The organism is Catellatospora sp. TT07R-123 (assembly GCF_018327705.1).
Taxonomy (GTDB): Bacteria; Actinomycetota; Actinomycetes; order Mycobacteriales; family Micromonosporaceae; genus Catellatospora.
In genome coordinates this window covers 2,683,102-2,709,325 of record NZ_BNEM01000002.1, presented here as the reverse complement: position 1 = coordinate 2,709,325, position 26,224 = coordinate 2,683,102, and the positions used below count along the sequence as shown (strand labels likewise).

18 protein-coding genes, 1 tRNA gene and 1 pseudogene are annotated in these 26,224 nt (G+C 68.6%); 13 read left to right on the top strand and 7 right to left on the bottom strand.

The annotated features are described in order from the left end of the window. Window positions 1-2: 2 nt before the first annotated feature. Window positions 3-272, bottom strand: coding sequence for a Smr/MutS family protein (locus Cs7R123_RS31795; protein WP_212832023.1), 270 nt, complete (start codon window positions 270-272; stop codon window positions 3-5). A gap of 183 nt (window positions 273-455) precedes the next feature. Between Cs7R123_RS31795 and Cs7R123_RS31790 the strand changes: the two are divergent. The 5 genes and pseudogenes from Cs7R123_RS31790 to Cs7R123_RS31770 form a co-directional block, all read left to right on the top strand. Further along, a pseudogene (locus tag Cs7R123_RS31790) lies at window positions 456-1,745 on the top strand (M14 family metallopeptidase); the annotation flags it as partial. A gap of 183 nt (window positions 1,746-1,928) precedes the next feature. Next, the gene (locus Cs7R123_RS31785; RefSeq protein WP_212832019.1) at window positions 1,929-2,369 is read left to right on the top strand and encodes a helix-turn-helix transcriptional regulator; all 441 of its coding nucleotides are present in this window, start codon (window positions 1,929-1,931) and stop codon (window positions 2,367-2,369) included. A 134-nt stretch (window positions 2,370-2,503) separates the two neighbouring features. Next, window positions 2,504-3,964: an APC family permease gene (locus tag Cs7R123_RS31780; RefSeq protein ID WP_212832017.1), complete on the top strand. Its 1,461-nt coding sequence runs from the start codon at window positions 2,504-2,506 to the stop codon at window positions 3,962-3,964. Next, the gene (locus Cs7R123_RS31775) at window positions 3,961-4,965 is read left to right on the top strand and encodes an acetamidase/formamidase family protein (protein WP_212832014.1); all 1,005 of its coding nucleotides are present in this window, start codon (window positions 3,961-3,963) and stop codon (window positions 4,963-4,965) included. Before Cs7R123_RS31780 ends, Cs7R123_RS31775 begins: the two co-directional genes overlap by 4 nt. A 66-nt stretch (window positions 4,966-5,031) precedes the next feature. After that, on the top strand, window positions 5,032-5,670 hold the full coding sequence (locus Cs7R123_RS31770; protein WP_212832013.1) for a GPP34 family phosphoprotein: 639 nt from the start codon (window positions 5,032-5,034) through the stop codon (window positions 5,668-5,670). On the opposite strand, the gene Cs7R123_RS31765 is transcribed toward Cs7R123_RS31770, so the two are convergent. Continuing rightward, the gene (locus Cs7R123_RS31765; protein WP_212832011.1) at window positions 5,636-6,844 is read right to left on the bottom strand and encodes a sodium:proton antiporter; all 1,209 of its coding nucleotides are present in this window, start codon (window positions 6,842-6,844) and stop codon (window positions 5,636-5,638) included. The two genes, Cs7R123_RS31770 and Cs7R123_RS31765, sit on opposite strands and share 35 nt — an antisense overlap. Window positions 6,845-7,022: 178 nt before the next feature. Between Cs7R123_RS31765 and Cs7R123_RS31760 the strand changes: the two genes are divergently transcribed. From Cs7R123_RS31760 to Cs7R123_RS31735, 6 genes are all read left to right on the top strand, one after another. Continuing rightward, a complete protein-coding gene (locus Cs7R123_RS31760) occupies window positions 7,023-8,618 on the top strand; it encodes an NAD(P)/FAD-dependent oxidoreductase (protein ID WP_212832005.1) in 1,596 nt (531 codons plus the stop codon). Further along, window positions 8,615-9,757 (top strand): aromatic ring-hydroxylating dioxygenase subunit alpha, encoded by a 1,143-nt coding sequence (locus tag Cs7R123_RS31755; protein ID WP_244872262.1) that lies wholly within the window; start codon window positions 8,615-8,617, stop codon window positions 9,755-9,757. Before Cs7R123_RS31760 ends, Cs7R123_RS31755 begins: the two co-directional genes overlap by 4 nt. Window positions 9,758-9,847: 90 nt before the next feature. Then, complete coding sequence (locus Cs7R123_RS31750; protein ID WP_212832004.1) at window positions 9,848-10,840, top strand: hypothetical protein; 993 nt, start codon at window positions 9,848-9,850, stop codon at window positions 10,838-10,840. 70 nt (window positions 10,841-10,910) lie between these two features. Then, window positions 10,911-13,952, top strand: a complete 3,042-nt coding sequence (locus Cs7R123_RS40905) for a glycoside hydrolase family 2 TIM barrel-domain containing protein (RefSeq protein ID WP_212832003.1) — start codon at window positions 10,911-10,913, stop codon at window positions 13,950-13,952. A 194-nt stretch (window positions 13,953-14,146) separates the two neighbouring features. Continuing rightward, entirely contained in the window at window positions 14,147-14,584 is a 438-nt protein-coding gene (locus Cs7R123_RS31740; RefSeq protein ID WP_212832002.1) for a hypothetical protein, read from the top strand. A 4-nt stretch (window positions 14,585-14,588) separates the two neighbouring features. Next, entirely contained in the window at window positions 14,589-15,296 is a 708-nt protein-coding gene (locus tag Cs7R123_RS31735) for a hypothetical protein (RefSeq protein ID WP_212832001.1), read from the top strand. Between the two features lie 196 nt (window positions 15,297-15,492). Here Cs7R123_RS31735 and Cs7R123_RS31730 read toward each other — a convergent pair whose 3' ends face one another. Beyond that, entirely contained in the window at window positions 15,493-16,881 is a 1,389-nt protein-coding gene (locus tag Cs7R123_RS31730) for a lamin tail domain-containing protein (protein WP_212832000.1), read from the bottom strand. A gap of 280 nt (window positions 16,882-17,161) precedes the next feature. Between Cs7R123_RS31730 and Cs7R123_RS31725 the strand changes: the two genes are divergently transcribed. Continuing rightward, window positions 17,162-19,066, top strand: coding sequence for a DNA/RNA helicase domain-containing protein (locus tag Cs7R123_RS31725; RefSeq protein ID WP_244872261.1), 1,905 nt, complete (start codon window positions 17,162-17,164; stop codon window positions 19,064-19,066). Here Cs7R123_RS31725 and Cs7R123_RS31720 read toward each other — a convergent pair. Further along, window positions 19,063-19,650: an AAA family ATPase gene (locus Cs7R123_RS31720; protein ID WP_212831998.1), complete on the bottom strand. Its 588-nt coding sequence runs from the start codon at window positions 19,648-19,650 to the stop codon at window positions 19,063-19,065. The two genes, Cs7R123_RS31725 and Cs7R123_RS31720, sit on opposite strands and share 4 nt — an antisense overlap. A 133-nt stretch (window positions 19,651-19,783) precedes the next feature. Here Cs7R123_RS31720 and Cs7R123_RS31715 point away from each other — a divergent pair. After that, window positions 19,784-19,867, top strand: a tRNA-Leu gene (locus Cs7R123_RS31715). Window positions 19,868-19,949: 82 nt separating this feature from the next. On the opposite strand, the gene Cs7R123_RS31710 is transcribed toward Cs7R123_RS31715, so the two are convergent. The 3 genes from Cs7R123_RS31710 to Cs7R123_RS31700 form a co-directional block, all read right to left on the bottom strand. Beyond that, window positions 19,950-21,362, bottom strand: a complete 1,413-nt coding sequence (locus Cs7R123_RS31710) for a recombinase family protein (protein WP_212831996.1) — start codon at window positions 21,360-21,362, stop codon at window positions 19,950-19,952. A 456-nt stretch (window positions 21,363-21,818) separates the two neighbouring features. Continuing rightward, complete coding sequence (locus tag Cs7R123_RS31705) at window positions 21,819-22,670, bottom strand: hypothetical protein (RefSeq protein ID WP_212831994.1); 852 nt, start codon at window positions 22,668-22,670, stop codon at window positions 21,819-21,821. 768 nt (window positions 22,671-23,438) lie between these two features. Then, window positions 23,439-26,177, bottom strand: coding sequence for an RNaseH domain-containing protein (locus tag Cs7R123_RS31700; RefSeq protein WP_212831993.1), 2,739 nt, complete (start codon window positions 26,175-26,177; stop codon window positions 23,439-23,441). Between the last annotated feature and the right edge of the window lie 47 nt (window positions 26,178-26,224).

Sequence of the window (26,224 nt, the reverse complement as noted above, 5' to 3'; positions counted from 1 at the left end):
GCCTACTTGCGGCCGGGTTTGGTGTGCTTGAAGTGCACGAACAGGCGGCCGAAGTTCTTGGAGTCCTTCTCGACCCGGTGGTACATGGCCTTGATCTCCTTCTGCTCCAGGAACCGCAGCACGGTCTTCTTGAGCGCGCCGGAGCCCTTGCCGGGGATGATCTCGATCATCGGCGCCTTCTTGGCGACCGCCTCGGCCATGATGTCGTTCAGGGCGCGCTCGATGTCGCGTCCTTTGTTGAAGATCTCGTGCAGGTCCAGTACCAGTTTCATCGTCGCCGAGCCTACCCGCTCGGCGGTCCGGCTGCCGGGCGGTATTCCCGTTTGCTGTCGCCGGGCCGGTGATGTCGCGGCAGCCGGGACCGCCGTCAATCACATTTAATGATCGACATATTGCAATGACCATGTTCCTGATGGTCTGCTGGGAGCCTCCTCAACCCCCTACAGGAGGCATTCATGCGACGACGGTTGACCGTCCTCGTATCCGCTGCGGCGCTGCTCGGTTCCCTGGTCCTGACCGGGCCGGCCGAGGGCGCCCCGTTCAGCGCCGAGCCGATCGTCAGCTCGGCGCAGTATGTGGTCAACGGTCCCAAGACCCTGGCCGACCGCAACGCCATCGCCCGTACCGGTGCCTCGATCGACGCCGTCGTCGACGGCAAGATCGAGATCACGGCGACCACCGCCGAGGCCAAGGCCATCAAGGCGCTGGGCTTCACGCTGACCGAGCTGGCGCTGCCGAAGGCGCCCGATGCGGTCGCGCAGGCGTTCCCGTCCGCCGACTCGAACTACCACGACTACAGCGAGATGACCACTGAGATCAACTCGCTGGTCGCGGCGCACCCCACGATCATGTCGAAGTCGACCATCGGCAACTCGTACCAGGGCCGGGCGATGCCGCTGATCAAGATCTCGGACAACGTCGCCACCGACGAGAACGAGCCCGAGATCCTCATCAACGCGCATCAGCACGCGCGCGAGCACCTGACCGTCGAGATGGCGCTCTACGTGCTGCACCTGTTCGCCGACAACTACGGCACCGACACGCGGATCACCAACATCGTCAACAGCCGCGAGATCTGGATCGTGCCGGACATGAACCCCGACGGCGGCGAGTACGACATCGCGACCGGCTCCTACCGGTCGTGGCGCAAGAACCGCCAGCCCAACAGCGGGTCGAGCAACGTCGGCACCGACCTCAACCGCAACTGGTCCTACCAGTGGGGCTGCTGCGGCGGCTCCAGCGGCTCCACGTCGAGCGAGACCTACCGCGGCCCGTCGTCGTTCTCCGCGCCGGAGACGACGAACCTGCGCAACTTCGTCAACAGCCGGGTCGTCGGCGGGGTGCAGCAGATCAAGGCCAACATCGACTTCCACACGTACTCGCAGCTGGTGCTGTGGCCGTTCGGCTACACCACGGCCAACAACCCGAGCGGGATGACGGCCGACCAGTACAACACGTTCGCCACGCTGGGCCAGCAGATGGCGGCGACCAACGGGTACACCCCGGAGCAGTCCAGCGACCTCTACATCGCCGACGGCACCTCGATCGACTGGATGTGGGGCACGCACAAGATCTTCGCGTTCACGTTCGAGATGTACCCGGGCTCGTCGGGCTCCGGTGGCGGCTTCTACCCGCCGGATGAGGTCATCCCGGCGCAGACCAGCCGCAACAAGGAGGCTGTGCTGATGTTCGCCGAGGCGGCCGACTGCCCGTACAAGGTGATCAACAAGCAGGCGCAGTACTGCTCCTGAGGCGTGCGGCATCGGCCGTGATCACTCGGCGGTAACCTGCGGTTAAGAAGATCAGGGCAGCTGGTTAACCCAGCTGCCCTGATCTTTTGTCTCTCCGTCGCCTTGGCCGAGGTCCGGTGGGTGTTGTTTACTGTCAGACGATTCTCGGATTGATCACGTGGGGCCGAGCTGTCTGGCATGGACATGGCCTTGGAGGACGAAGTGACACAGACCTCCGCCCGCGTGGAGACCATCTCCGCGGCGCGCGACTTCGCCGACCAGCTGCGCTGGTGGCGCGGTGTGCGCGGGCTGTCACAGGGCAAGCTGGCGCAGGCGATGCCGCACAGCGAGGCCATGATCGCCAAGGTCGAGTCGGGGGAGCGGTGGCCGACGGAGGATCTGGCGCGCCGGTGCGACGAGGCGCTGGAGACCGGCGGGGTGCTGGCGGTGCTGTGGCCGCGGGTGCGGGCCGAGCAGCAGGCCAGCGACGGGCGGCGGCGCAGGCGCAAGGACGCCGATGGACTTCCACCGGCGGATGCGCGGCAGTTGCTGGCCATGGTGCTGGCGGACGCTTCAGCGGCGCAGACTCATCCGTTCGTACGTGATGCTTTGGCCGCTTTGGAGGCCACGGACAACTAGCCGTACCGACTAGTTGTCCGGATCGGAGATCTACCCGACCAGCTCGGCGTACTTGCAAATGGGATCGCAGGCGCGCGCGCCGCGCCACACAAACGTCGAACATCAGACATCCGAATACCACAGGAGGCACTGCCATGTCTGTCCTGACGCCGCAAGCGGAGGGGTCGCTGCCGACCACGCCGCCCGGCGACCCTGAGCTCAGCAAGTTCGGGTACACCCCGCAGCTGCGCCGGTCGCTGAGCTTCACCGACCTGCTGTTCTACGGCCTCATCTACATGGTGCCGATCGCGCCGTTCGCCATCTTCGGCCAGGTGTTTCAGGCCTCCGGCGGCATGGTGGCGCTGGCGTACCTGGCGGGCCTGGTCGTCATGCTGTTCACCGCCTCGTCGTACGCGCAGATGGTCAAGGCGTTCCCGATCGCGGGCTCGGTGTACAACTACGCCGGCCGCGGCATCCACCCGTCGGCGGGCTTCCTCGCCGGCTGGGCGATCATGCTGGACTACTTCCTGGTCCCCGGCCTGCTGTACCTGGTCGCGTCGGTGACCATGGAGGGCGCGATCCCGTCGGTGTCGCCGTGGGTGTGGCTGGTCGCGTTCGTGGCCATCAACGCGATCGTCAACTACTTCGGCATCCGCCTGACCGCCGTCGCGATCAACATCATGATCGCCGGTGAGCTGATCGTGCTCGGCATCTTCCTGGTCGCGGGCATCGCGGGCCTGGCCTCGGGCCGCGGCAACGGCGACTGGACGGGCGCGTTCTTCAACGGCGACAACTTCAGCTTCTCGCTGGTGCTGGGCGCGGTGTCGGTGGCGGCGCTGAGCTTCCTGGGCTTCGACGGCATCTCGATGCTGTCGGAGGAGAGCAAGGGCGGCTCGCGCACCGTCGGCCGGGCCATGTCGGTCGTGCTGATGCTGGCCGGCCTCATCTTCATCGCGCAGACCTGGGTCGCGTCGCTGTTCACCGACTCCAAGGCGCTGCTGGAGACCACCGACGCCGGTGTCGTCGGCTCCGCCTTCTACGACGCCGCCGCGGCCGCCGCGGGCGCGCCGTGGCTGGCCACGCTGTGCCTGGCCGCGACCGCGATCGCGTGGGGCCTGCCGGACTCGATGGTGGCCCAGACCGCGCTGTCGCGCCTGCTGTTCGCCATGGCGCGTGACAAGCAGCTGCCGAAGTTCCTGGCCAAGGTCTCCACCAAGCACGCCTCGCCGGTCAACGCGGTGCTGCTCACCGCCGTGGTCTCCCTGGCCATCTCCGGCACCGCGCTGTACGCGCTGACCGAGAAGGAGTACGACAGCATCACGCTGCTCGGCACCATGGTCAACTTCGGTGCCATGTTCGCCTGGCTGCTGCTGCACACCTCGGTCATCTGGCACTACGTGGTCCGCAACGGCAGCAAGAACTACTTCCTGCACCTGGTCGTGCCGATCGCCGGCATCGCCCTGCTGGTCGCCGTCCTGATCAACATGAAGGTCTACACGCAGATCTGGGGCAGCATCTGGGTCCTGCTCGGCCTGATCGTCCTGGTGGGTCTGTACGTCGTCGGCCGCCGGCCGAAGCTGTCCGGTATGGGTGGCGACGAAGCGGACGCCGCGTGAGCGAGTTCTACGAGTTCAACCCGACTCCGGAGCAGTACGCGTACACCTTCGGCCCGAACAAGCCGCTGGCCCGCGTACGCCCCGGGGACGTGCTGAAGATCCGCACCGAGGACTGCTTCGGCGGCCTGGTGCGGGGCTTCGGCGACCTGCCCTCCCAGGTGTGCACCTTCCCGTACCTCAACCCGGTCACCGGGCCGTTCTACGTGGAGGGGGCGGAGCCGGGCGACACCCTCGCCCTGCACTTCGTCTCCATCACCCCGGCCCGCGACTGGGCCGTGTCGAGCACCTTCCCGCACTTCGGCGCGCTGACGGCGACCTCGCACACGGCGATGCTGCACCCGCCGCTGGAGGAGCGGGTCTGGGTGTACGAGATCGACAAGGCCGCCGGGATCGTGCGCTACTCGGCGCGCAACTCGGACTTCACCGTGGACCTGCCGCTGGACCCGATGCACGGGACCGTCGGCGTGGCCCCGGGGGCGTTCGAGTCCCGGATGACGATCACGCCCGACGCCCACGGCGGCAACATGGACACCCCGGAGCTGCGGGCCGGGACGACCGTGTACTTCGGCGTGAACGTCGAGGGCGCGCTGTTCGGCGTCGGCGACGGCCACGCCCGGCAGGGCCAGGGCGAGGTCTCCGGGGTCGCGGTCGAGGCCGCGATGGAGACCGTCGTGGCGGTCGAGCTGATCAAGGGTGTGGCCACGGCGTGGCCGCGCATCGAGTCCGACACGCACCTGATCTCCACGGGGTCGGCGCGGCCGCTGGAGGACGCGTACCGGATCAGCCAGCACGACCTGGTGACCTGGGTGTCGGAGCTGACGGGGCTGGACCTGCTGGACTCGCTCCAGCTGGTCACCCAGGCCGGTGAGGCCCCGGTCGGCAACGTGGTCGACACCAACTACACGATGGTCGCCAAGCTGGCCAAGGATTACCTCGGGCGGACCAGCGTGTACGAGGGCGTGCACGCGCGGCTGCGGGCGCTGGGCGCGCAGTACCGCTGACACCATCATCACCGTGGTGTGGCCGGGTCGGACCCGGCCACACCACACCCGTTTCGGGAGGACCGCATGGACCTGGCGCTCGCCGACGAGCTCTTCCTCATCGGCCACGACGAGTACAGCGGCAAAACAAAGATCAACAATGATGTGCTGTCCTGCGGGCTGGCCGCCGCCGCGCTGGCGGAGCTGGTGCTCGGCGGGACGCTGGTCATCGAGTCGGGCCGCGTCGCGGCGTGGACCGCGCGCCAGAACGGCGACGCCGTCAACGACCAGGTGGTCGCCGAGCTCCAGCGGGTCGGCACGGGGCATCCGGTGCAGAACTGGATCCAGCATCTGCGTACCGACATCAAGGAGGTCGTGGCGCACCGCCTGGGCCTGCGCGGGGTGGTCCGGCGCGAGACCGCGCGCAGCCTCACCGGCCGCACCCAGATCCGCTACCCGGCCACCGACCCGACCGAGGCGACCCGCTCGGTCGTGCGGCTGGGCTTCCTGCTGGGCCGCCCCAGCGAGACGCTGGACACCCCGGCGTCCCTGCTGTGCTCGCTGACCACGGCGATCGGGGTGTCGATCGTGGTGCCGATGCTGTCGAACCCGGCCACCCGCGACCGGCTGGAGCAGGTCCGCACCGGGATGCCGCAGGACCTGCGGGACCTGGTCAAGGGGGTCGAGTCGGCTATCGCGACGGTGGCGCTGCAGGCGCGGGGCTGAGCACCGCGGCCTCGCGGCGCGCCCACCGGTCGGCGAACAGCCGGGTGCTGAGCCCGTGCACGAGGATGCTGAGCCCGATCACGACGACGACCATGTCGGCGACCCAGTCGGCGTCCAGGCCGCGCAGCTGCTCCAGGGCGATGATGCCCAGCACCATGCTGTCCAGGCCGCGCGGTCCCCAGAACCCCAGGGCGAGGACCTCGCGGCGGGGCAGGCGGGTGCCGATCAGCGCCAGCGCGACCGGGACCATCCGGATCACGGTGAGGCTGGCGAAGGCGTAGAGGAACACCCGCCAGTCCAGGCCGTCGGTGAACGCGGGCACGACCAGCGACCCGAACACGAACCAGACCGCCGCCGACAGCACCGACACGGTGTCCTCGCACGTCTGCAGGGCGGCACGGGGCAGGTCGGGTGCTGTCGCGCGGGCGGTCAGCCCGGCGGCGAACGCGGCGACGAAGCCGTTGCCGTGCAGCACGAAGGCCAGCGCGAAGCTGGCGATGGCCAGGGCGAGCAGGCCGACGCGCTCGGCGTCGGGGGTGCTCCAGCCGCGGTGGCGGGCCAGGTGCAGCAGCCGGGCGCCGGCGTAGCCGAGAGCCAGGCCGACGACCAGGGCGATGAGCAGTTCGAGCAGGACCTCGGGGATGGTCTCGCCGCCGACGGCCCCGGCGAGCACGATGAGCAGCAGGGGCGCGGCCAGGCCGTCGTCGAGGCCGCTGACGACGGTGATGGTCTGGCGCAGGTCGCCGGGCAGGCGCTGGTCGTGCAGCAGCGGGGTGATCGGGGTCGAGTCGGTGGCCGACAGGACGACGGCGGTGATGGCGCAGACCCACCAGCCGGCACCGGCCAGCAGCGGTATCGCGGCGAGGAAGCCGAGCAGCACGGTCAGCGGGAACGCGATGAACAGCATCCGGACGGTGACGCCGGCGTGGGCGCGCAGCCAGGTGGTGCTGATGTCGGTGGCGTCGGTGAACAGGACGACGGCGAGGGTGAGCTCGACCAGGTGGCGCACGGTGGCGCCGGTGAGCTCGACGTCGACGAGCGGGTGGGTGCCGCTGGTGAGGATCATGCCGGAGGCGGCCATGGCGATGGGGACGGTGACGCTGTAGCGCTGGGCGGGGCGGGCGATGACCGCCCAGGCGACCAGCACCAGGCCCAGCATCAGTACGGCGAGCATCGGCGGCCCCTCACCCTGCCCATTCAACCGGGCGGCGGGGCCGGATGAGGTGCGAAACGCCGATCCGGGTGGGGGCGCCGCGGTGGCGGGAGTGCGCCAGTTTAAATCATCAGCATAAATATTACGCATGTCGAACGTGCTCTTCCCAACTGAGTGGTCAGTCAGGCACACTCTCCGGGTGACGTACGACGTGATCATCGTCGGTGGCGGCCACAACGGTCTGGTGGCCGCCGCCTACCTCGCCCGGTCCGGGCGCCGGGTGCTGGTGCTGGAACGCCGCGAGATCGTCGGCGGCGCCGCCGTCTCCGAACGCCCGTTCGGCCCCGACTTCCTGGTTACCTCCCTGTCCTATGTGGTGAGCCTGCTGCCGCCGGACATGGTCGCCGACCTGAGGCTGGCCGAGCACGGCTACCACGTCTACCCGCAGGGCCCCTACTTCGCACCCCGCCGCGACGGCCGCCACCTGCACCTGCTGGCCGACCCCGGCCGCCGCCACGCCGAGATCGCCAAGTTCTCCAAGGCCGACGCCGACGCCTACGAGCGGTGGGAGGCGTGGCTGGGCGCGCTGGGCGCCAAGGTTGGGCCGCTGCTGGACGCCATACCCCCGAAGCTCGGTTCCAAGCGGCCCGGCGACCTGCTCGCGCAGGCGGGCCTGCTGGCCAAGGTGCGGGGCATGGACACCCGGGCGGTGTTCGACCTGACCCGGCTGTTCACCGCCAGCGTCGCCGACCTGGTCGAGCACCGGTTCGCATCCGACGCCATGCGGGGGCTGCTGTCGGTGTCGGGCGTCATCGGCACCTGGGGCGGGCCGCGCAGCGCCGGGACCGCGTTCGTCACCCTGCACCACCACCTGGACCAGACCGGCGGCCAAGCCGCCGCCTGGGGCTTCCCGCGCGGCGGTATGGGCGCGGTCACCGCCGCGATGGCCGCCTCGGCCCGCGCGTTCGGCGCCGAGATCCGCACGAACGCCTCCGTGGCCCGCATCGACGTGCGCGGCGGCCGCGTCACCGGGGTCACCCTGGACTCCGGGGAGCAGATCGCGGCGGCCACGGTGATCACCACCGCGCACCCGAAGATCTCGTTCCTGGACCTGGTCGACCGCGCCGAGCTGCCCGCCGACTTCATCGACGACATCGAGGCCTGGCAGACCCGCTCCGGCACCGTGAAGGTCAACTTCGCCGTCGACCGGCTGCCGGTGTTCACCAGCCACCCCGACTTCGACCCCGACGTGCACGGCGGCACCATCGTGCTGTCGGAGTCCCTCGACGACGTCGAGACCGCGTTCCAGGAGGCCGCCGCCGGGCGCGCCGCGACGCTGCCGTTCGCCGACGTCTGCATCCCGTCCGTGTTCGACCCCACCCTCGCTCCCGAGGGAAAGCACGTGGTCAGCATGTTCACCCAGTACGTCCCGCACACCTGGGCCGCCGAGCCGCACACCGCCGAGCTCGACGCCTACGCCGACCGCCTGGTCGCGCGGATGGAGGCCGTCGCCCCCGGCTTCACCGGCTCGATCCTCGGCCGCCAGGTCATCGGTCCGCACCAGATGCAGACCGAGTACGGCCTGGTCGGCGGCAACATCTTCCACGGCGAGCTGACCCCGGGGCAGATGTTCCACTGCCGCCCGGCGGCCGGCTACGCCGACCTGCGCACCCCGATCCGGGGCCTGTACCAGGCCGGATCGGCCACCCACGGCGGCGGCGGGGTCACCGGCATCCCGGGCCGCAACGTGGTCCGGCAGGTGCTGCACGACACGAAGTCCGGAGCCCGGCGGTGAGCCCGGCGCCGCTGGCCGCCGACGGCCTGGCCGCCGCGCTGCGGCCGTTCGGGCAGTCGCGGATGCTGCCCGTGGCCGCGTACACCGACGAGCGGGTCCTGGCGTGGGAGCGGCGGCACCTGTTCGCCGGATCGTGGACCTGCCTGGGCCGTACGGCGCAGCTGGCCGCCGACGGCAACCAGCACCAGGTCACCGTCGGGGACGTGTCGGTCGTGGTGACCGTGGGGGAGCAGGTGCGGGCGTTCGCCAACGCCTGCCGCCACCGCGGCCACGAGCTGCTCGGCGCGGGGCAGCGGTGCGAGCGGCGGGCGCTGGTGTGCCCGTACCACGGCTGGTCCTACGACCTGGACGGGGCGCTGCGGACCGCGCCCCGGATGGGCGACGACTTCGAGGCACGCGCGTTCGGCCTGGTCGAGCTGCCCGCGGTGGACTGGCACGGCTGGGTGTTCGTCAACGCGGGCGCCGCGGCGATGCCGTTCGAGCAGCACCTGGGCACGCTGGACGACCTGGTCGCGCCGTACGCGGCCGAGCACCTGACGGTCAAGGCGGTGCACCGGTACGAGGTCGGCGCGAACTGGAAGATCATCGCCGAGAACTACCACGAGTGCTACCACTGCCCGCTCATCCACCCTGAGCTGTGCGCGGTCACCCCGCCGACCTCCGGCGACAACTGGCACGAGCCCGGCAACTGGCTCGGCGGGTCGATGCAGCTGCGCGAGCACGCCGAGACGATGTCGCTGGACGGGCGTTCGCGCGGCGTCATGCTGCCCGGCGTCGACCCGCGCGAGGTCCGCTACCTGGGACTGTTCCCGAACCTGCTGCTGTCGCTGCACCCCGACTACGTGATGGCGCACCGGATGGTGCCGCTGGCGGCCGACCGGACGTTCGTGGAGTGCAGCTGGCTGTTCGACGACAAGGTCGCCGACCCGGCGTACGCGGTGGACTTCTGGGACGTGACCAACCGGCAGGACTGGGCGGCGTGCGAGTCGGTGCAGCGCGGCATGTCCTCGCCGCACTACACCCCGGGACCGCTCGCCCCGAACGAGACGGCGATCTACGACTGGGTGACGATGCTGGCCCGCGCCTACCGCGACCCGGCCGGCGTGCTCGGCCCCCAGCTGGTGGAAAACAGGACATAAAGCCTCGCTGAGCTCGCGAGCCCCTATATGGTGCGAAACGGCGCGTGCCGGGACGGTCGGCGCGCACGACAGCACGCGGAGGACCAGCACATGACGGGGTTCACGGGGGTATCGCGGCGGCCGGCGGCAGCCTGGTCGGCCACGGGGGCGGCACTGGCCGCGATGCTGGCGCTCGCCGGCCCGGCAGTGGCCCACCCGGCCCACGACACCGGCGCCGACACGGGAACCGCCGCGGCCGTGAAAGGCTGCGAGCCGCTGACGAAGTTCAAGCCCAAGAACTTCCCCGACGGCGCCGACGTCGACAACAAGTTCTACCCGCTGCGCTCGGGCTTCGAATACACGCTCCAGGGGTTCGCCAACACCGGCGGCGCCCCGCAGCCGCACACGGTCACGTTCTTCGTCACCGACTTCGTCAAGGAGATCGCCGGAGTCAAGACCCGGGTGCTGTGGGACGTCGACAGCGACTCCGGCGTCGTGGCCGAATCGGAGCTCGCGTTCCAGGCCCAGGACAAGCACGGCAACGTGTGGGTGCTGGGGGAGTACCCGGAGGAGTTCGACGAGAACGGGGACTTCACCGGCGCCCCGAACACCTGGATCACCGGGCAGGAGGACGCCCAGGGCGGGGTGCTGGTGCCCGGCAAGCCGAAGAAGGGCGTGTCGTTCCTGGAAGGGTCCGCGCCCGAGATCGACTTCCTGGACTGCGGGAAGGTGCACCGCACCCACGAGGACGGCGTGTGCGTGCCGACCGGCTGCTACGACGACGTGCTCGTCATCGACGAGACCAGCCCGCTGGACCCCGACGGCGGCGTGCAGCGCAAGTTCTACGCCCCCGGCGTCGGCAACATCAAGATCACGGCGGTGGACGACCCGGAGGGCGAGACCCTCGCGCTGACCCGCGTGCGCAAGCTGGACCTGGCGGACCGGCTGGCGGCCGACCTGGAAGCGCTGAAGCTGGAGCAGCGGGCGTACGAGATCAGCCCCGTCTACCAGACCACCGACCCGATGTGCCTGGACCCGAGCAGCCCCGACGCGGTCGCCTACGAGCTCACCAAGCAGCTCGCCGACCGGGGGCCGCGCGCCTGATCCGGCGCAAGCCCGATGCCGGTCCCGGGGACTGTTGACACCTGGTGGATCATGTTGAAACCTGTTCAACGTGCGATACCTGGAGACGATCAGCCCCGGGACCGGCGCCCTTCCCCCGCGCGCCCACCACCCCAGCGACGCCCCCCGCCTGAACCTCGACGGCACCTGGCGCTTCCGCCTGTCACCCACCGCCGACCTCGACGACACGTTCGCCGCCGACGGCCACGACGACAGCGACTGGGACCTGATCGACCTGCCCGCACACTGGCCCCTGGCCCGCCGCGACGGCACCTGGGGACACCCCGCCTACACCAACGTGCGCTACCCGATCCCCGTCGACCCGCCGCACGTGCCCACCGACAACCCCACCGGCGACCACCGCCGCACCTTCGACCTGCCCGCAGACTGGCCTAGTGGCGACGCCGTGCTGCGGTTCGACGGCATCGACTCCTGCGGCCGGATCTGGCTCAACGGCACCGAACTCGGCACCGTCTTCGGCAGCCGCCTGCCCAGCGAGTACGCCGTCGGGCACCTGCTGCGCCCGACCGGCAACGCCCTGGCCGTACGCGTCCACCAGTGGTCACCCGGCACCTATGTCGAAGACCAGGACATGTGGTGGCTGCCCGGCATCTTCCGGTCGGTCACGCTGCTCGCCCGGCCTGAGGGCGGGCTGCCCGACGTCGCCGTCCACGCCGACTACGACCACCGCACCGGGCTGGGGACCCTGTGTGTCGACACCGGCGCCGTCATGGCGGCTGTGACGTGTGCCGAGCTGGGTGTGGCCGTGGCGTCCGGCGAGAGCGTGAGCGTGCCGGTCAGCCCGTGGACCGCCGAGACGCCGCGGCTGTACCGGATCGAGGTCGCGAGCGCGACCGAACGGGCCGTGCTCGACGTGGGGTTCCGGACCGTCGCGATCGAGGATGGCGTGTTGAAGGTCAACGGGCGGCGGGTGCTGTTCCGGGGCGTCAACCGGCACGAGTTCGACCCCGACCGCGGCCGCGTCGTCGACGAGGCCCTGATGCGCGCCGACCTGCTGCTGATGAAACAGCACAACATCAACGCGGTACGGACCAGCCACTACCCGCCGCACCCCGACTTCCTGCGGCTGTGCGACGAACTGGGCATGTGGGTCGTCGACGAGTGCGACCTGGAGACCCACGGGTTCGAGGAGAACGGGTGGCGGCGCAACCCGACCGCTGAACCCGCCTGGCGCGAGGCGCTGGTCGACCGGGCCCGGCGCATGGTCGCCCGCGACCGCAACCACCCCAGCATCGTGCTCTGGTCCCTGGGCAACGAAGCCGGCGTCGGGGAAAACCTCGGGCACATGGCCGACGCCGTCCGCGCCCTGGACCCCGGACGGCCCCTGCACTACGAAGGCGACCGCAGCTGCCGGTACACCGACGTCTACAGCCGTATGTACGCCGACCACGCCGAAGTCGCCCTCATCGGGCAGCGCGCCGAACCGCCGCTCGACGACCCCGAACTCGACGCCCGGCGCCGCGCCATGCCGTTCATCCTCTGCGAGTACGCCCACGCCATGGGCAACGGACCCGGCGGCCTCACCGAATACCAGCAGCTCTTCGAGTTGTACGACCGCTGCCAGGGCGGTTTCGTCTGGGAGTGGATCGACCACGGCATCCGCTCCCGCACCCCTGACGGCCGCGAGTTCTACGCCTACGGCGGCGACTTCGGAGAGGAACTGCACGACGGCAACTTCGTCTGCGACGGCCTCGTCTTCCCCGACCGGACCCCTTCCCCGGGCCTGCTCGAATACAAGAAGGTCATCGAACCCATCCGCATCACCGCCACCCCGGACGGCGCCGCCCTCATCGAGAACCGGTACGACCACACCGACCTGTCCGGGCTGGCGCTGCGCTGGTCGTACACGGTCGATGGCCTGTCCCTGGCCACCGGCGAGCTGCCCTGCTCGCCGCTTGCCCCAGGCCAGCGCGCCGCCGTGGCCCTGCCTGCTCCGGACCACGCGCCCGTCGCCGGGACGTCCGACCTCGGCCGGGTGCCGGAGGGCTGGTGGACCGTCAGCGCGGTCCTCGCCGAGGACACGCCCTGGGCCCCGGCCGGCCACGAGATCGCCTGGGGCCAGTGGCCCGCCGCCGAGCCGTCCCCGGTCCCGGTCTTCGGCCGAGTTGCCGGGCAATCGGGCGAATCAAGGGCGCCCATTGCCCCGATCGCCCGGCAACTCGGCGGGGGTGGGGGTGGGGTCGGCGGTCCTGCGGCGTCGGGGGTGGTCGGTGGTACGGCGGTCTCGGTGGCGCCTTCGGGGGCGGCCGCCGGATCGGGCGGGTACGGGGCCGGGCCGGGTGGGTTCGGGGCGCCGGAGGCGGGCGTGTTCGACGAGCGCGGGCAGGTCGTGCGGGTGGGCGGGATCGAGATCGTGCCGCCCCGGGTGGACCTGTGGCGGGCGCCGACCGACAACGACGTGCCTTTGCTGGCGCCGCAGTGGCGGCGGGCCGGGCTGCACCGGGTGCACCAGCGGGTGATCGACGTGGTGCGGGACGGGGAGGCGGTGACGGTGCGGACGCGGGTGGCACCGGCGGCGATCGACGCGGGACTGCTGGCGACGTACCGGTGGTCGGCGTGCGGGGACGTGCTGCGGCTTCAGCTGGAGCTGGTGCCGGACGGGGTGTGGGCGGTGGCGCTGCCCCGGCTCGGGCTGCGGTTCGCGCTGCCGGGCGGCTTCGACCAGGTGGAGTGGTTCGGGCGCGGGCCGGGGGAGGCGTATCCGGACACGCGGCAGGCCGCCCGGGTCGGCCGGTACAGGGCGTCTGTCGACCAGATGCAGACGCCGTACGTACGCCCGCAGGAGAACGGGGCCCGCGCCGATGTCCGCTGGGCCGAACTGCGCGACGCCGGAGGACGGGGTCTGCGACTGGAAGCCGAGCCGGCGTTCGGCCTCACCGTACGGCGCTGGACCAGCGAACACCTCGACGCCGCCGCCCACACCACCGATCTGGTCCCGGGCGACCACGTGTGGGTCAACGTCGACCTCGCCCAGCATGGCATCGGCAGCCGCTCCTGCGGCCCCGCCACTCTGCCTCGGTATGAGCTCCACCCCGCCCCCATGTCCCTGACGGTTCTGCTTCGCCCCCTCTGACCTGCGGCCCCTTCCTTCCGTTTCCTGCAGGGAGTTCGATGAGCACCTCCCAGGAATTGCGCATAAACAACTAAAGCATCATTCATTGACAAATCGCTGCGTGACTATTCCTCGATGGTGTCGTTCACACGGGTAATGGATCAGGTACGGGCGTGCGATGGCGGAAGCGGACGCCCACATTAGATAGGTTTGCGATGAATGCGGAGCTCGCGATCGGTATCACGGCGGCGACACTCGTCGTCACCGTGATCGACTTGAAGTACCGTGCGGTGCTGGAGCGCCGCAAAAGAGTCGAGGAGACTCTGAACGGCGTCGTGGGCGGGCGGGTTTCCGGCCTCGCGCACCTGTCGTCGAACACTCGGATGCACTTCTCGACCACTCACGCCGTGCGCGTGGAGGATGTCGAGCGGCAGCTGGACGGGCCACCGGCCATCAGGCACCGGGACGCCTGCAAGATCATCGCCAACACGTACCTTGCGTCGGCGAGATACGTGACCCGTGACGACAAGTCCACCGAGGAATGGGAGCAGATCCTCCAGCAGCAGACCATCATGCAGATCATAGACTTCAGGGGCGGAAGGGGAGGTCCGGGAGTCGACGGCAGCCCTGTTCCGGACTCGCCGGAGTGGTGATCTGATGCCCCCTCGTCCCTACCCGCGCCGCACGCCCGAACCCGGGAGGAACGCGGATCGCGACATCGAGATGCGGCGCGTCGATCAGGATCTCCACCTCATCATCGCCCACGCTGACCAGGATGCTCGGTTCCTGCGCGGCCCGCTGTTCATGCTTCGAGCGCGGACGGCGGTGCGGCGCAGGTATCTCGAACTCCAGGCGAGCGGCACGCCCCTGGTCAATCCCTATGGCGTCACGGCGGTAGGGCTCGTCAGCGGAGTGCTGGTCCTGGGCGTTGCTGCAGCGGTGTGGGGTGTGGAAATGGTCCTACCCCTCGCCGAGGCGGCGGCGGCCGAGCTTCCCGTGAAGTTCGCAGACCAACCCGCCGAGGAGACATCGGAGCCGATCTCGGCATACGAAGAGCCTCCGACCGAGGCGGTGCTGGACGACCAGCCGCGGGTATACACACCGGCGGCTCACGCTCGGCAGGACGACACTGCGGAGATATCGGTCGTCGCGTCGGTCAAGGACGGCCGGCTCGCCACGGAGATCGTCGTACCGGGTGTTCTCGAATTGTCGATCGCCGCTGACACCGACGTTGACGCGGCCGTGTGTCGGCTGCTCGGCGTCGGTGACGATCGGCCGAGGCATGGTGCCGCGCCGCCCTCCACGGGCGTGGCGACACTCTCGGTCCTGGGTCTGGACGTTCTCGGAGGCAGCGGCACGACGTGATGCGTGACCTGCCTGGTGCCGCCCCGGCACGTCCGGGCCGTGCGGCACCTGAACGGGCGTCCCGCTCTGAACGAACGAGAAGGTCAGGGGCATCAGCACGACCGTGCGGATGCCCCTGACCCAAGTCAGAGGTCCTCATCCCGCCGAGCCGGCGGGGCGTCACCTCGTGTTCGTCGTGGCGCTGTGCCAACCGCAGTCAGGCGGTGCAGTTCAGGGTGCCCGAGCGGAGGGCGTGGCCGCCGTCGTTGTCGTCGTCGGACCAGACCACCTGCTTGGAGCCCGAGGAGCAGAGCGGGGAGATCGCGAAGCCCTCGTTGTTGTAGTTCGACATGCCCGACGGCCGGTTGTACGTCGCGGTCACCGCGAACCGGCCCTGCGCGTTGACGTCGAGGATCGCCGTACGGCCCGAGCAGGTGTTGTCGCAGACCGACCACAGGTGACCGGTCGCCGCGTCGTACGTCAGCTCCATCACCGACGAGAAGCCGCTGCCGAACGTCGCCACCCGGGTGAAGGAGCCGCCGGACTGGGTCAGCGCGTACGCGTACACGGTGCCGTTGGCCTCCAGGCCCACGAAGAACAGGCCGCTGCCGTGCCCGGCGTAGTCGGCCGGGTTGTACGCGGCGCCCGTGTGCTCGTCGAAGAAGCCGTGCGCGGTCAGGAACGAGTCCGGGACCCAGGTGATGCCCTCCAGGCCGCTGTTGGCGTCCACGGACGGCAGGTCGGCCTTCAGGTTCCACTCCGCGGCCGCGTTGATCGTGGTCGCGGTCGACGTGGTGTCGTAGCGCAGGATCTTCGGCAGGCTGGTGCCGCTGCTGCCGTTGTCACGCTCGGTCGCCACGAACAGGCCGTCCGGGGTGCTGACGACGCCCTCGGCGTCCGGGTCGCCGCTGCCGCTCGCGTAGCGAAGGGTCTTGCCGGAAGACCAGCCGGTCGCGGTGTCGCGGATCCAGGTGCTGCCGGACGGGATCAGGCGGTACAGCTTGCCGGGGCCGTTGTCGACCGCCCACAGCACGGTCGAGCTGCTGAACGACAGGCCGCTGAGGTTCGTGCCGAACACGTTCGAGGCGTCGGCGACCGCGACGGCCGAACCGCCGGGCCAGGTCACCGGGGCGGGCGGCGGGCACGAGTTGGCGGCGCCCTTGGTCGCGGCGACGGTCGTGGTGAACGCGCCGGTGCCGTCGGCGCAGCGGCCGTAGGTGGTGCTCGCGTGCGAGGTCCAGGTGTAGCTGTCGACCAGCGTCGAGCCGTCGGCCAGGTAGAGGCGGGCGGAGTCGGAGCTGCCCAGGCCGTACGCCGACTCGACGTCCAGGGCCAGGAACGCGCCGACGGCCAGGGACGTGCCTGAGGCGATCGTGTACGCGTGGGAGTTGTCGTTGTCCCGGACGATCCACCCGGACAGGTCGACCGCGGTGGTGCCGGTGTTGACCAGCTCCACCCAGTCGCCGGGGCTGCCGCCGCTGGACTCGACCTCGTTGACGCGCACGCTCGGGGTCGCGGCGAACGCGGGGGCGGCGGGCATGCCGACGGCCAGGGCGGCCAGGGCGGTCGCGGTGGTCAGGATGGTGTTTCGCCAGGAGGTACGCAAGATGCGGTCCTTCCGCTCGCGGATGGGCAGGGGCGGGCGAGCAGCCGGTTCACGCCCGGTCGAGCATCCGGGACGGGGGATAACTACGACTTAACGCGTACCGAACGGTGCGCGTATGTCGCGGAACCGCGAGCGCCGCACCATTCGTCCGCTGGACTGAGCCGGGTCGCCCGGCAGGGTACGGCGCGCGCCGCGGCCGCCCGGTAACCTGGTCGGGCGGCCCGCCGGGCACCGCTTTACGCGTTGCTGCCCCCACCCGCACGTGATGACACGTGCCCAGGTGGGAGAACGTTCGGTGGCGCTGGTCCGCAAATCCGCCGCGGCAATGCTCGACGACGCCCAGGCCGGAAGGCTCATCCCCGTGCTCGCCGAGCAGGCCGCGATCGCGCTGAACAGCGGCGTCTCCGTCGCCGAGGTGCGCTCGTGGGACCGCAGCCTGCCCGCGTTCCTCGGTGACCTGGTCGACGCCGGGCTCGGGCACGTCGAGGTGCTGCTGGAGCACCAGTTGCCGTACAGCCCCAAGCGCGCCGACGTGATCCTGTGTGGCGTCCATCCGCGTACGGCGCTGCCGTCGTATGTGGTGGTCGAGCTCAAGCAGTGGAGCCGGGCCGAACCGGCCGGTGAGGACCTGGTGCGCATCGAGCACTACGCGCAGCCGGTGCTCCACCCGGTCGAGCAGGTGCGGCGCTACTGCCAGCAGCTCGTCGACTTCACGCCGATGCTGGCGGAGCGGGCCGACACCGTCCACGGCATCGCGTACCTGCACAACGCCCTGGACACCGGGGTGTGGAGCATCCGGCAGTATCAGATGGACGCTTACGGCACCCTGTTCACTCTCGACGCGAAGCAGGCGCTGGTGGAGCGGCTGCGTTCGCGGCTGGACCCGGCCGCAGACCGCGACCTGGCTCGGAAGGCAGCCGAGGACCTGCTCGGCGCGGAGCTGGCGCCGTCGAAGATGCTGCTGGCGGCTGCCGCCAAGGAGATCCGGGAGCGGGAGCAGTTCGTGCTGCTGGACGAGCAGCAGGTCGCGTTCAGCACGGTGAAGGCGGCGGTGGAGCGGTCGCGGAACGCGCGGCAGCAGACGGTGGTGATCGTGCTCGGCGGGCCCGGGTCGGGCAAGAGCGTGATCGCGCTGAGCCTGCTGGGTGAGCTCAGCCGCCAGGGGCGGCGGGTGCTGCACGCGACCGGGTCGAGCGCGTTCACCAACACCATGCGCAAGATCGCAGGGGCGCGCAGCTCGCAGGTGAAGAGCATGTTCACCTACTTCAACAACTGCATCGACGCCCGGCCCCGGTCGCTGGACGTGATCATCTGTGACGAGGCGCACCGGCTGCGGGAGACCAGCGTCAACCGGTACACCACGAAGGCCAAGCGCGACGCCGCGCGGCCGCAGATCGAAGAGCTGATCAACGTGGCGCAGGTGCCGGTGTTCCTGCTCGACGAGAAGCAGATCGTGCGGCCGGGGGAGATGGGCTCAGAATCGGCCATCCGGTACGCCGCCGAGGGGCTGGGCTGCAAGGTCGAGGTGGTGCGGCTCGACGGGCAGTACCGGTGCGGCGGGTCGGAGTTCTACGACGCCTGGGTGGCGCGGCTGCTCGGCCTGCGCCGCGACCCGGCGATGCCGTGGTCGAAGCTGGTCACCCGGGAGGACGAGCACTTCGCGGTACGTACCGCGCGGACCCCGGCCGAGCTGGAGGCCTGGCTGCTGGGGCGGCAGCAGGAGCACGCGGGGACGGCGCGGATCGCGGCCGGGTACTGCTGGCCGTGGAGCGACCCGGGGACGCGGGGCGGGCGGACGGTGCTCGTCGACGACGTGGTGATCGGGGACTGGGCGCGGCCGTGGAACGTGAAACCGGCACAGAAGGTGCCCGACGCGCCTGAGTCGTATTTCTGGGCGTCGGATGAGCGCGGGTTCGGGCAGGTGGGGTGCGTGTACACCGCTCAGGGGTTCGAGTATGACTGGGCTGGGGTGATCTTCGGGCCGGACTTCGTGCGGCGGGGCGGCAGCTGGGTGGCGCGGCCGGAGCACTGTAAGGACCCGGCGGTGCGGCGGGCTGACGGCAGCCACTTCGCCGAGCTGATCCGGAACACGTACCGGGTGCTGCTGACCCGGGGCATGCGCGGCGTGATCATGTATTCGACTGATCCGGAGACGCAGGCGTACCTGGAGGAGATGGCGGCCTAGGGGCCGGTGGCCGGGGCCTCGCGGGCGGCCAGGAGCGCGGCGAGCTGGTCGGCCAGGGGTGGGGCGCCGAGGCGGTTGTCGACCGTCAGGTGGGGGACGGGCGGTTCGACGCCGGCGCGGATCGTGGTCGTGTAGGTGTCGAAGTTCGCCAGCTTGGCGGCGTCGCGGGGCAGGGCGCGGGTGGTCAGGCGGGCGTGCAGGGTGGCGGGGTCGGTGCGTACCCAGATGAGGTGGACCGGGTCGCCGCCGAGGTCTTCCACCCAGGCTGCCCAGCGGGCCGGGTCGTGGATCTGGGTGGTGAACGGGCCGTCCAGGAGGACGGGGCAGCCGTGGGAGCGGATGGCTCGCGCGGTGGTGGTCATGCCGCCGTACTCGTGGATCTTGATGTGCTCGTCGTACCAGGGGCCTTCGCGCTCGGTGAACGGGCGGCCCGCGGCGGCGAGGGTGGCGGCTACGAAGCTGCCGTAGAGGACGTCCTTGTCTAGATGGGCGGGGGTGGGGTTGAGGGCCTTGAGGAGCAGGTCGGAGATGGTGGACTTGCCTGCGCCAGGCGGGCCGGCGACTACCCAGACGTCAGCTGTCACGGGCGGCACGATACCCGGGCGGTAACCCGATGTGCGTGATCAACCGGGACCGTGTATCGTTGTGCCTCGTGCGGCTGAGGCCGGACACCTGCGGGAATGTGGGCAGGTGTGCGGGAGGGGTCGGACACCACCGGTCCGGGTGGCGGAATGGCAGACGCGCTAGCTTGAGGTGCTAGTGCCCGTATAGGGCGTGGGGGTTCAAGTCCCCCCTCGGACACATAAATCCCCCACGGAACGCTGACTCGTTCCGTGGTAGGGCGTCTGAAGCATTGCGACTGCTCAGGAATGTGTTCGAGGGGTCAGGGAATCGTCACGACATCCTCCCCGTATTCGAGAACAATGTTCGTCGGACCGTAGACGATCACCGCGTCCAAGCTACGCAACGCGTCGATGATCTGGGTCTGCGAACGTCCATGGAAGTCGGGACTGTTGCACCAGGCCAGCCTCCGCAAGACCTCGTCCTCGCGAACATAGAACTGCTTGACGCGCTCCTGGACAGGAGCGTTGCGGTTCCTGACGCCATGTTTGCACCGGTATGCAGGCTTGCCGTGCGACCAGTGCGACTCCATAGAACGTTCGCAGAACTCGCAGTACATGTGGCCGACCAGCCGATACAGCCGTGGCGTGCTGCCTACCTTTTCGGTATCGCGCCTCGGTGCCGCGATCACATCCTGAACTGCGACGAAGACCTCCATGGTGACCAGCGGTGGATGGGCGACCCTCTCAGAGAAGGTCCACTCCGACGCCGGTACACGCCGACGGACCTCCCGGTCCGACAAGACGCGATTCTCCGACAGGGTCACCTCGTGCTCAGTCCGCTGCTGTCCCCACACGGCCCGGCCTGTGTAGCGAGGATTGCGCAGAATCCTCACGACAGTCTGCTCCGACCACTCGCCATAGGCTCGCCGCCGACTGCTGCGTGGATCTACATCCGAGGGCGTAGGAACCTGACGGCAGGTGAGCTCCTCGGTGATTTGCCTCGTGGAGGCACCGGACAAGCGCCGATCGAATATCCACTGAACATGTCGTGCCGTGTTCGGATCCGGCCCAAGCCGCTGCAAACGGCGACCCCACCGCGCATCCTCGCGGTCAGGATGCAGACCTGCGTCGACGAGCTGGTACCCATAGGGAACGCGGCCCCCCATGTACCGCCCTTCATCGCGAATGATCTGCGCCATCGCGGTAAGGGTGCGGTAACGCGCCTGCTGGGACTCCCGGGCAGAGTGCCTGCCCAACTCGTCAAGAATCCGCCGATGCTCGATGTCGTCGAAGTCGACCGGTCCTTCAAGCTCCGCCAGCCACAGCTCAACCCCGGCCTGGCGCAGGTAAGGTTCGACCTCGCGAATTTGTCGGCGACTGAACGCGCGTGCGTACTCGCCGACCACTATCGCATCGAAGCCGCGGCCGGGGTCGACCAGATCGGCGAGCAGTCGCGCGGCCTCAGGCCGCAGCGGCCAATCGACCAAGCGCGACACGTTAACGTCGAAGTACTCCTCGACGATTCGTCCGCGCCCTTCGATGAGCGCATCGGCGCTGTATCGCTGCCACCCGCGCGACGTTCGGCGGTCCTGCCGATGGGTGGACATACGGCCGTAGAACGCAAAGCGCAGCCCTGGAATGACCGGCTCGATGATGACCCGCGGCTTCCTGCGCCGGCGCAACGCCCAGGCCAGGTCTGCATCACCACGGTCGCCTGCAGTTTCCGACTCCAATCAATCCTCCCGAAATGTGAGGGTTGGTCATGATATGCGGAAACTCTAAATCGAACGACCTATTTCGACAAACGCGCAGGTTGTACGAGTCCTCCTAGTTGGGCTCGGTTATAGAGGGTTCATCCCTATGATCGAACTCCGGCGTCCGGCCGTGCGTTTCCCATCAGCCGAGAAGCGCGCTCCTGGTGTGTGCGCATGGCCGGTCGGCGAAAGCCCTACTCATGGGCGGCGCGTCGGTCAGAGCAGGTTAGGCGGTTGGTTTATGTTCGCGAGAACGGCACCTTCAGCGTCGACGGCCAGTCTGGCCATCGGCACGACTGTGCCTGGTCGAGCGCGGGCACGGCAACTAGCAGCTCGACCCCCAAGTACGCGACGTCTGTGGACGCTCCACACAGGTCCGCCCATGGCGGCTTTCCGGCCCAGGCTGCCATCCGAGTCGGCAGTTGCCTGGCCGTCCTACCCGTTGCGAAGAGTCGTCATGATCCGGTCGGTGTCCCCGGACGTGATCGCGTCGAGGATCCCGGTTATCCTGGCATCTTTTTCGGCGTCCTTAATGACCTTCGTCAAGTTCGCGCGGTCGGTGTAGAGGGAACGTGCGAGTTCGGCGATCGGCAGTTCCTCACTCGGCACCCGCGAGTACCCCGCTAAGCCGAACTTCAGGGAGAAGCGGGCTTGCTGGAGCTGTGCCTCGCCTGCCTCGCGCATCAGCCATGCGCTCACGACCGATCGCGCCATGCCGGGCGGCTGGGGTGTGTCGGAAGCAATTGCCTCGTCACCGCTTCCATACTCCAGGGCAAGGTCGGTCACCCATCGGGCGAAGGTGCCGTACGCATCAAGAACGTTGTACGTGTGCACGACCTCGATATCCCCGCCGGCCAGGGTACGGATGATCTTCGACTCCTTGGGGCCGACTTCCTCGGGCACGATTGCGACCACCCGGTCCTGCCATCCACAGAACTGACTGGCGGCCCCGTTGCGCAAGCTTTGGGCCAGGAAGAGGCGAGCGGTGTCGTCGTAAACGTCCTCTCGCCGAGTTCCCGCTGGCACCATCCACATCCGGGACGGGGCTCCGGGCACCCAGTCACCTTCAGCGTCCACCGTGATGTCGCTCTCGTATAGGACGATCTCGCCCGACCTTACTGCTTCACCGAGCACTCGGCCGGCCTGCGAGATGAAGCCGGCGATGTACTCGGATGTGTCGGTGTCGACCAGGCCGGCAAGGCGGTTCCGTTCGGCGGGGTCGTCGACTATCGCAGCGTGGCGCGGGGTGAGGAGGTCCGCAAGGTACCGAAAGTCAACGCGTGTCATGGGTACACACTACACACCCCCTCTTGGTCTCGGTCAAGAGCCACACCCAACGGTCACTTCGACCGGTGTCGACAGTCTCCCGTGATTGGCTGGATGACTCGGCCTACGAAGTAGGTTGCTGTTGCTGCGCGCGTCCCGGTCAACGACTGGACACGTTAATCACGTGCGCAGGATTTGCCGCCATCCGCGCGGGCCTCGCCGCGCATTCGTCACCGTACGTGAGCGGATCGGCGGGCGACCCAGCTGGCAGCTGTGGTGACGCCGAGACTCGTGAACATCGAGACCCGCTAGGTCCTCGCTGGCGCTCAAACTTGGCGACATTTGGCGCCGTAGGGAACAAAACCAGGTGGTGGTCGCCTCGTGCGGGCGAGGTGCGATCCGCACGACAAGGTTCAGGATCAGGATAGGTGTCTGCCCCGGGGCTGATCGAGTGCGGTGCGCCGTGCTCGTGGTCTGGAGCCGGTTTGCAGGCATCTACTGCACAGTTGATCAGTCGCGCCAAAGGTAGCAGGTCTGGGTGCTGGACGACATGATCTCTGCGCTCGCAGCTGCTTCGTTCGTCGACTCTGTCGCGATGTACCTCGCCCTGACTAGCGGTGCCCGCTGCCTCACCGTAGAGCCGATTGGCTCCGTATGTGACCGTTTCTGGACAAGGCCGGATCATACGTCGATGTTAATGGAAATTGGGCCTGAGTCGGGGCGTATGAAGGGCTCCGATGGCACGGCTTGTCCGACGCCTCACGGTGAGGACAAGCCGTGCCGTTAAAGCTATTCTCCGTCGGGCTGGTCGTCGAGCTGCGCCTCGCCCACCGGTGCTGCTTCTGGGTCCTGGGTGGCGGCCGACCGCCGGTACTGCGGATGGTCAAGATCCATCTGCTGTGCCGCGTGGAGTTGAACCGAGTAGCGGGTACGGCTGGTCCAGGCCAAGGACTGATGGCACAGCCGGGCAGTCATTGCGGCGAGTGCCCGGGAGTCGACGCCTTCTCGAAGTGGGATCACGAAGATCTCCGTGGCGTTCATCGTGTACCAGTTGGCGCGCATCTCGTTTTTTGCCAACTCGCCTTCGACGTTGGAGCCGTAGCTGGCGGTCCACCGCGTCTTGTCAGCGCCGAGCCGGCCCGCACCGCTGCCGTCATGCTGCACCGGCACGGTGGAAAGTAGCCAGGTCGGGTCACCGAAGTCGGGCTCGAGACGGTACAGCAGCGTAGTGGTGCCACCCTCCCTGAGAATCTCGTCCTCGGAGTTCAGCGTGGTGTGGCTGATCGGCCTGATCACCTCGTCGTCGTCCTTGTTGAGCCTGATGACGGCCAGCGGACGCTCGGACAGGGGAAGGGTGTGGCCGGGCAGCCAGGTGGTTCCCGGCTTGCCGACCTGGCCTTGCTTCTTGTTGTGCAGGCCTTCCCACAGTCGCCGGGTGGCCAAGCCATCGACCGTGACCGTGTATGGAGTGCCGCCGAGATAGTGGTGCAACTCCGATAGTGCCTGATCGATGACCACGGCGACCTGCTTGCGCCCGGCATTGTCGTCATCGTGCATCGCGAGTTTGCCGGACGGGTAGTCCTTGCTGTGGTAGGCGGTCTGGGCCAGGTGGTATGGCCGCCAGCGGCGGTCTGTGTAGCTCCAGCCGTGCAGGGTCCATGCAAGGCCCTCGGATGCCGGTGGCTTGAGCACGACAGCGGTGATGCAGATCTTGGCTGAACGCTCACCGGGCCGTTTACTCTGGCGCCGCACATGGATGCCGCAGTGCGCCACCTCCTGTGGCCCGAAACTGCCGACGTGATCGATCATGACGTTGTCGACGCGTCTATCGATCAGGCCGAGGCTGCGGTTGAGGTCAAGCTGGGCGAGCTGCACAGGGTGGTCTCCGGGCTTCTTGCCCGGTTTGAAGTCCTTGATGAACTGCGATACGACGCTGAGCTGGCTGAGGCTGCGTCGAGTGCGGTGCTTGGCGTCATGGGCGTCATCCGGCCTGCGCGGCCTGTCTTCCCTGGGCGTGGGCGGATTCTGGGTCTCGGCGAGCTCCGCTGACTCGTCGACCTCATCTTCATTGCCGTCGTAGTCGGTTTCCGCCCAAACTCCAACGAGCGTGCCGGGGCTGGGTCGCAGGGTAGCGATCCTTCGCAGGTCGTCGAGTTTGCCGGACTCCGGTCCGTGCTCCAGCACACCGGGGACCCGATGGAAGGTGGCACTGACGGCGCCTTCCACGAGCGTCACCGGCTCGCCTTCGGCAGGGTCGAGCGTTGAGGCGTCGAGCCCGTATGCTTCGGCCAAGCCGTTCAACATCCGGATCCGGTTCTCATCTCGATACCAAAGGCACGCCAGCGTCAGGCGTTCGTACCCCATGGAAGTCAGTGATCTTGTGACGTCCTGAGGATCCGCATACAACCCGTCCCTGCGTTCGACGCGCTTGAAGCCCTGCGTGTCGAAGAAGATCTGAGGGCTTCGTGCGACATCACCGAAGACGGACCGCACGTGCTTGTCCAGTTCACGCAGGAAGTGCATGCCGACGCCCCGGCCGACCGGGAACTTGTAGTTCTTGCTGTGGATCGGCCGGATGGGACCGAGGTCGCCAGCGGGTGGATACCACTTCACGCCGCGCGCCTTTGCCTCTTCTGCTTGCGCGACTTCGCGGTCGACTTGCGCCTGGATCTGGTGGAGGACCGAGTTGTCCATCTTCAGCCGGCCCAGAACCTGCAAAGCCATTCTGCTGATGTTTCTGATGTGCGACCGACCGACCATCTCGACTTCGATGACCGGCCCCTTGGCGTCTGTCTCGGCGAGCACGGTGCGTGCGAAGAACATGCCGCTCTTCACTCGTGTGCTCGATGCGGAGAGCAGGAACACCGGGTCAGCGAGGTTGGGCATGGTCTTCATGGCGATGCGACCTCGCGCAATGGCGAACGCGGTGCCTGATTTGTTCGCCCACGGATGGTCCCAGGCCACGAAGCCGCCGACATTGTCCGGCCGCAGACTGATCTCCTTGCCGTCGACGTTCCACGAGCGCTGCGTGAGCTGCCGGGCGAAATCCCACGTCGCAGATCGGTATACCCACGGCTCGGCGTTGGACTGGCCCTGGGGTGTTCTGGTGAGGTAGTCGGCGAGCCTGCGGGGCTCCTCCGGGGTGCCGGCGATGCGCTCAGCTAGCGCCACCGGGCTACCGAGGTGGATATCGTCGATCTCCAATCCTGCGGCGAGGCCGTGCATCAAGGTGAACGCGTCGCAGAGCGTGTCGTCGTCGATCGATCTTCCGGAAACCAGGAACAGCCTCTCCGGGTCGAAGAACGCGTAACCGCCGGTCAGACATCGAAGAGCCGTGGTGGCGATGGTGTACGGCGCCTGGACCTCTTCTCTGCCCATACGGTCCCTGTAGCGGCGTTCGAGCAGCGTCCACAGCGACTTCACTGCGTCGGGGAACTGCCGGAGATAGACCGTAGAGTCGCCGAGTAGTTCTGGGGTGCACCGGTAGCCCAGCACGTCCAGCCGTCGGCGGTTCTTTTGCTCAGCCATGCCCTTGTGCTGCTCCTACTCTCGATGATTGGACACGCCCGTTGCCT

Excerpts from the sequence above, each read along its gene's own strand:
- Cs7R123_RS31770 (WP_212832013.1), top strand. The coding sequence starts at position 5,032 with ATGGACCTGGCGCTCGCCGACGAGCTCTTCCTCATCGGCCACGACGAG.
- Cs7R123_RS31740 (WP_212832002.1), top strand. The coding sequence starts at position 14,147 with ATGAATGCGGAGCTCGCGATCGGTATCACGGCGGCGACACTCGTCGTC.
- Cs7R123_RS31780 (WP_212832017.1), top strand. The coding sequence starts at position 2,504 with ATGTCTGTCCTGACGCCGCAAGCGGAGGGGTCGCTGCCGACCACGCCG.
- Cs7R123_RS31765 (WP_212832011.1), bottom strand. The coding sequence starts at position 6,844 with ATGCTCGCCGTACTGATGCTGGGCCTGGTGCTGGTCGCCTGGGCGGTC.
- Cs7R123_RS31750 (WP_212832004.1), top strand. The coding sequence starts at position 9,848 with ATGACGGGGTTCACGGGGGTATCGCGGCGGCCGGCGGCAGCCTGGTCG.
- Cs7R123_RS31795 (WP_212832023.1), bottom strand. The coding sequence starts at position 272 with ATGAAACTGGTACTGGACCTGCACGAGATCTTCAACAAAGGACGCGAC.
- Cs7R123_RS31785 (WP_212832019.1), top strand. The coding sequence starts at position 1,929 with ATGGACATGGCCTTGGAGGACGAAGTGACACAGACCTCCGCCCGCGTG.
- Cs7R123_RS31735 (WP_212832001.1), top strand. The coding sequence starts at position 14,589 with ATGCCCCCTCGTCCCTACCCGCGCCGCACGCCCGAACCCGGGAGGAAC.
- Cs7R123_RS31705 (WP_212831994.1), bottom strand. The coding sequence starts at position 22,670 with ATGACACGCGTTGACTTTCGGTACCTTGCGGACCTCCTCACCCCGCGC.
- Cs7R123_RS31700 (WP_212831993.1), bottom strand. The coding sequence starts at position 26,177 with ATGGCTGAGCAAAAGAACCGCCGACGGCTGGACGTGCTGGGCTACCGG.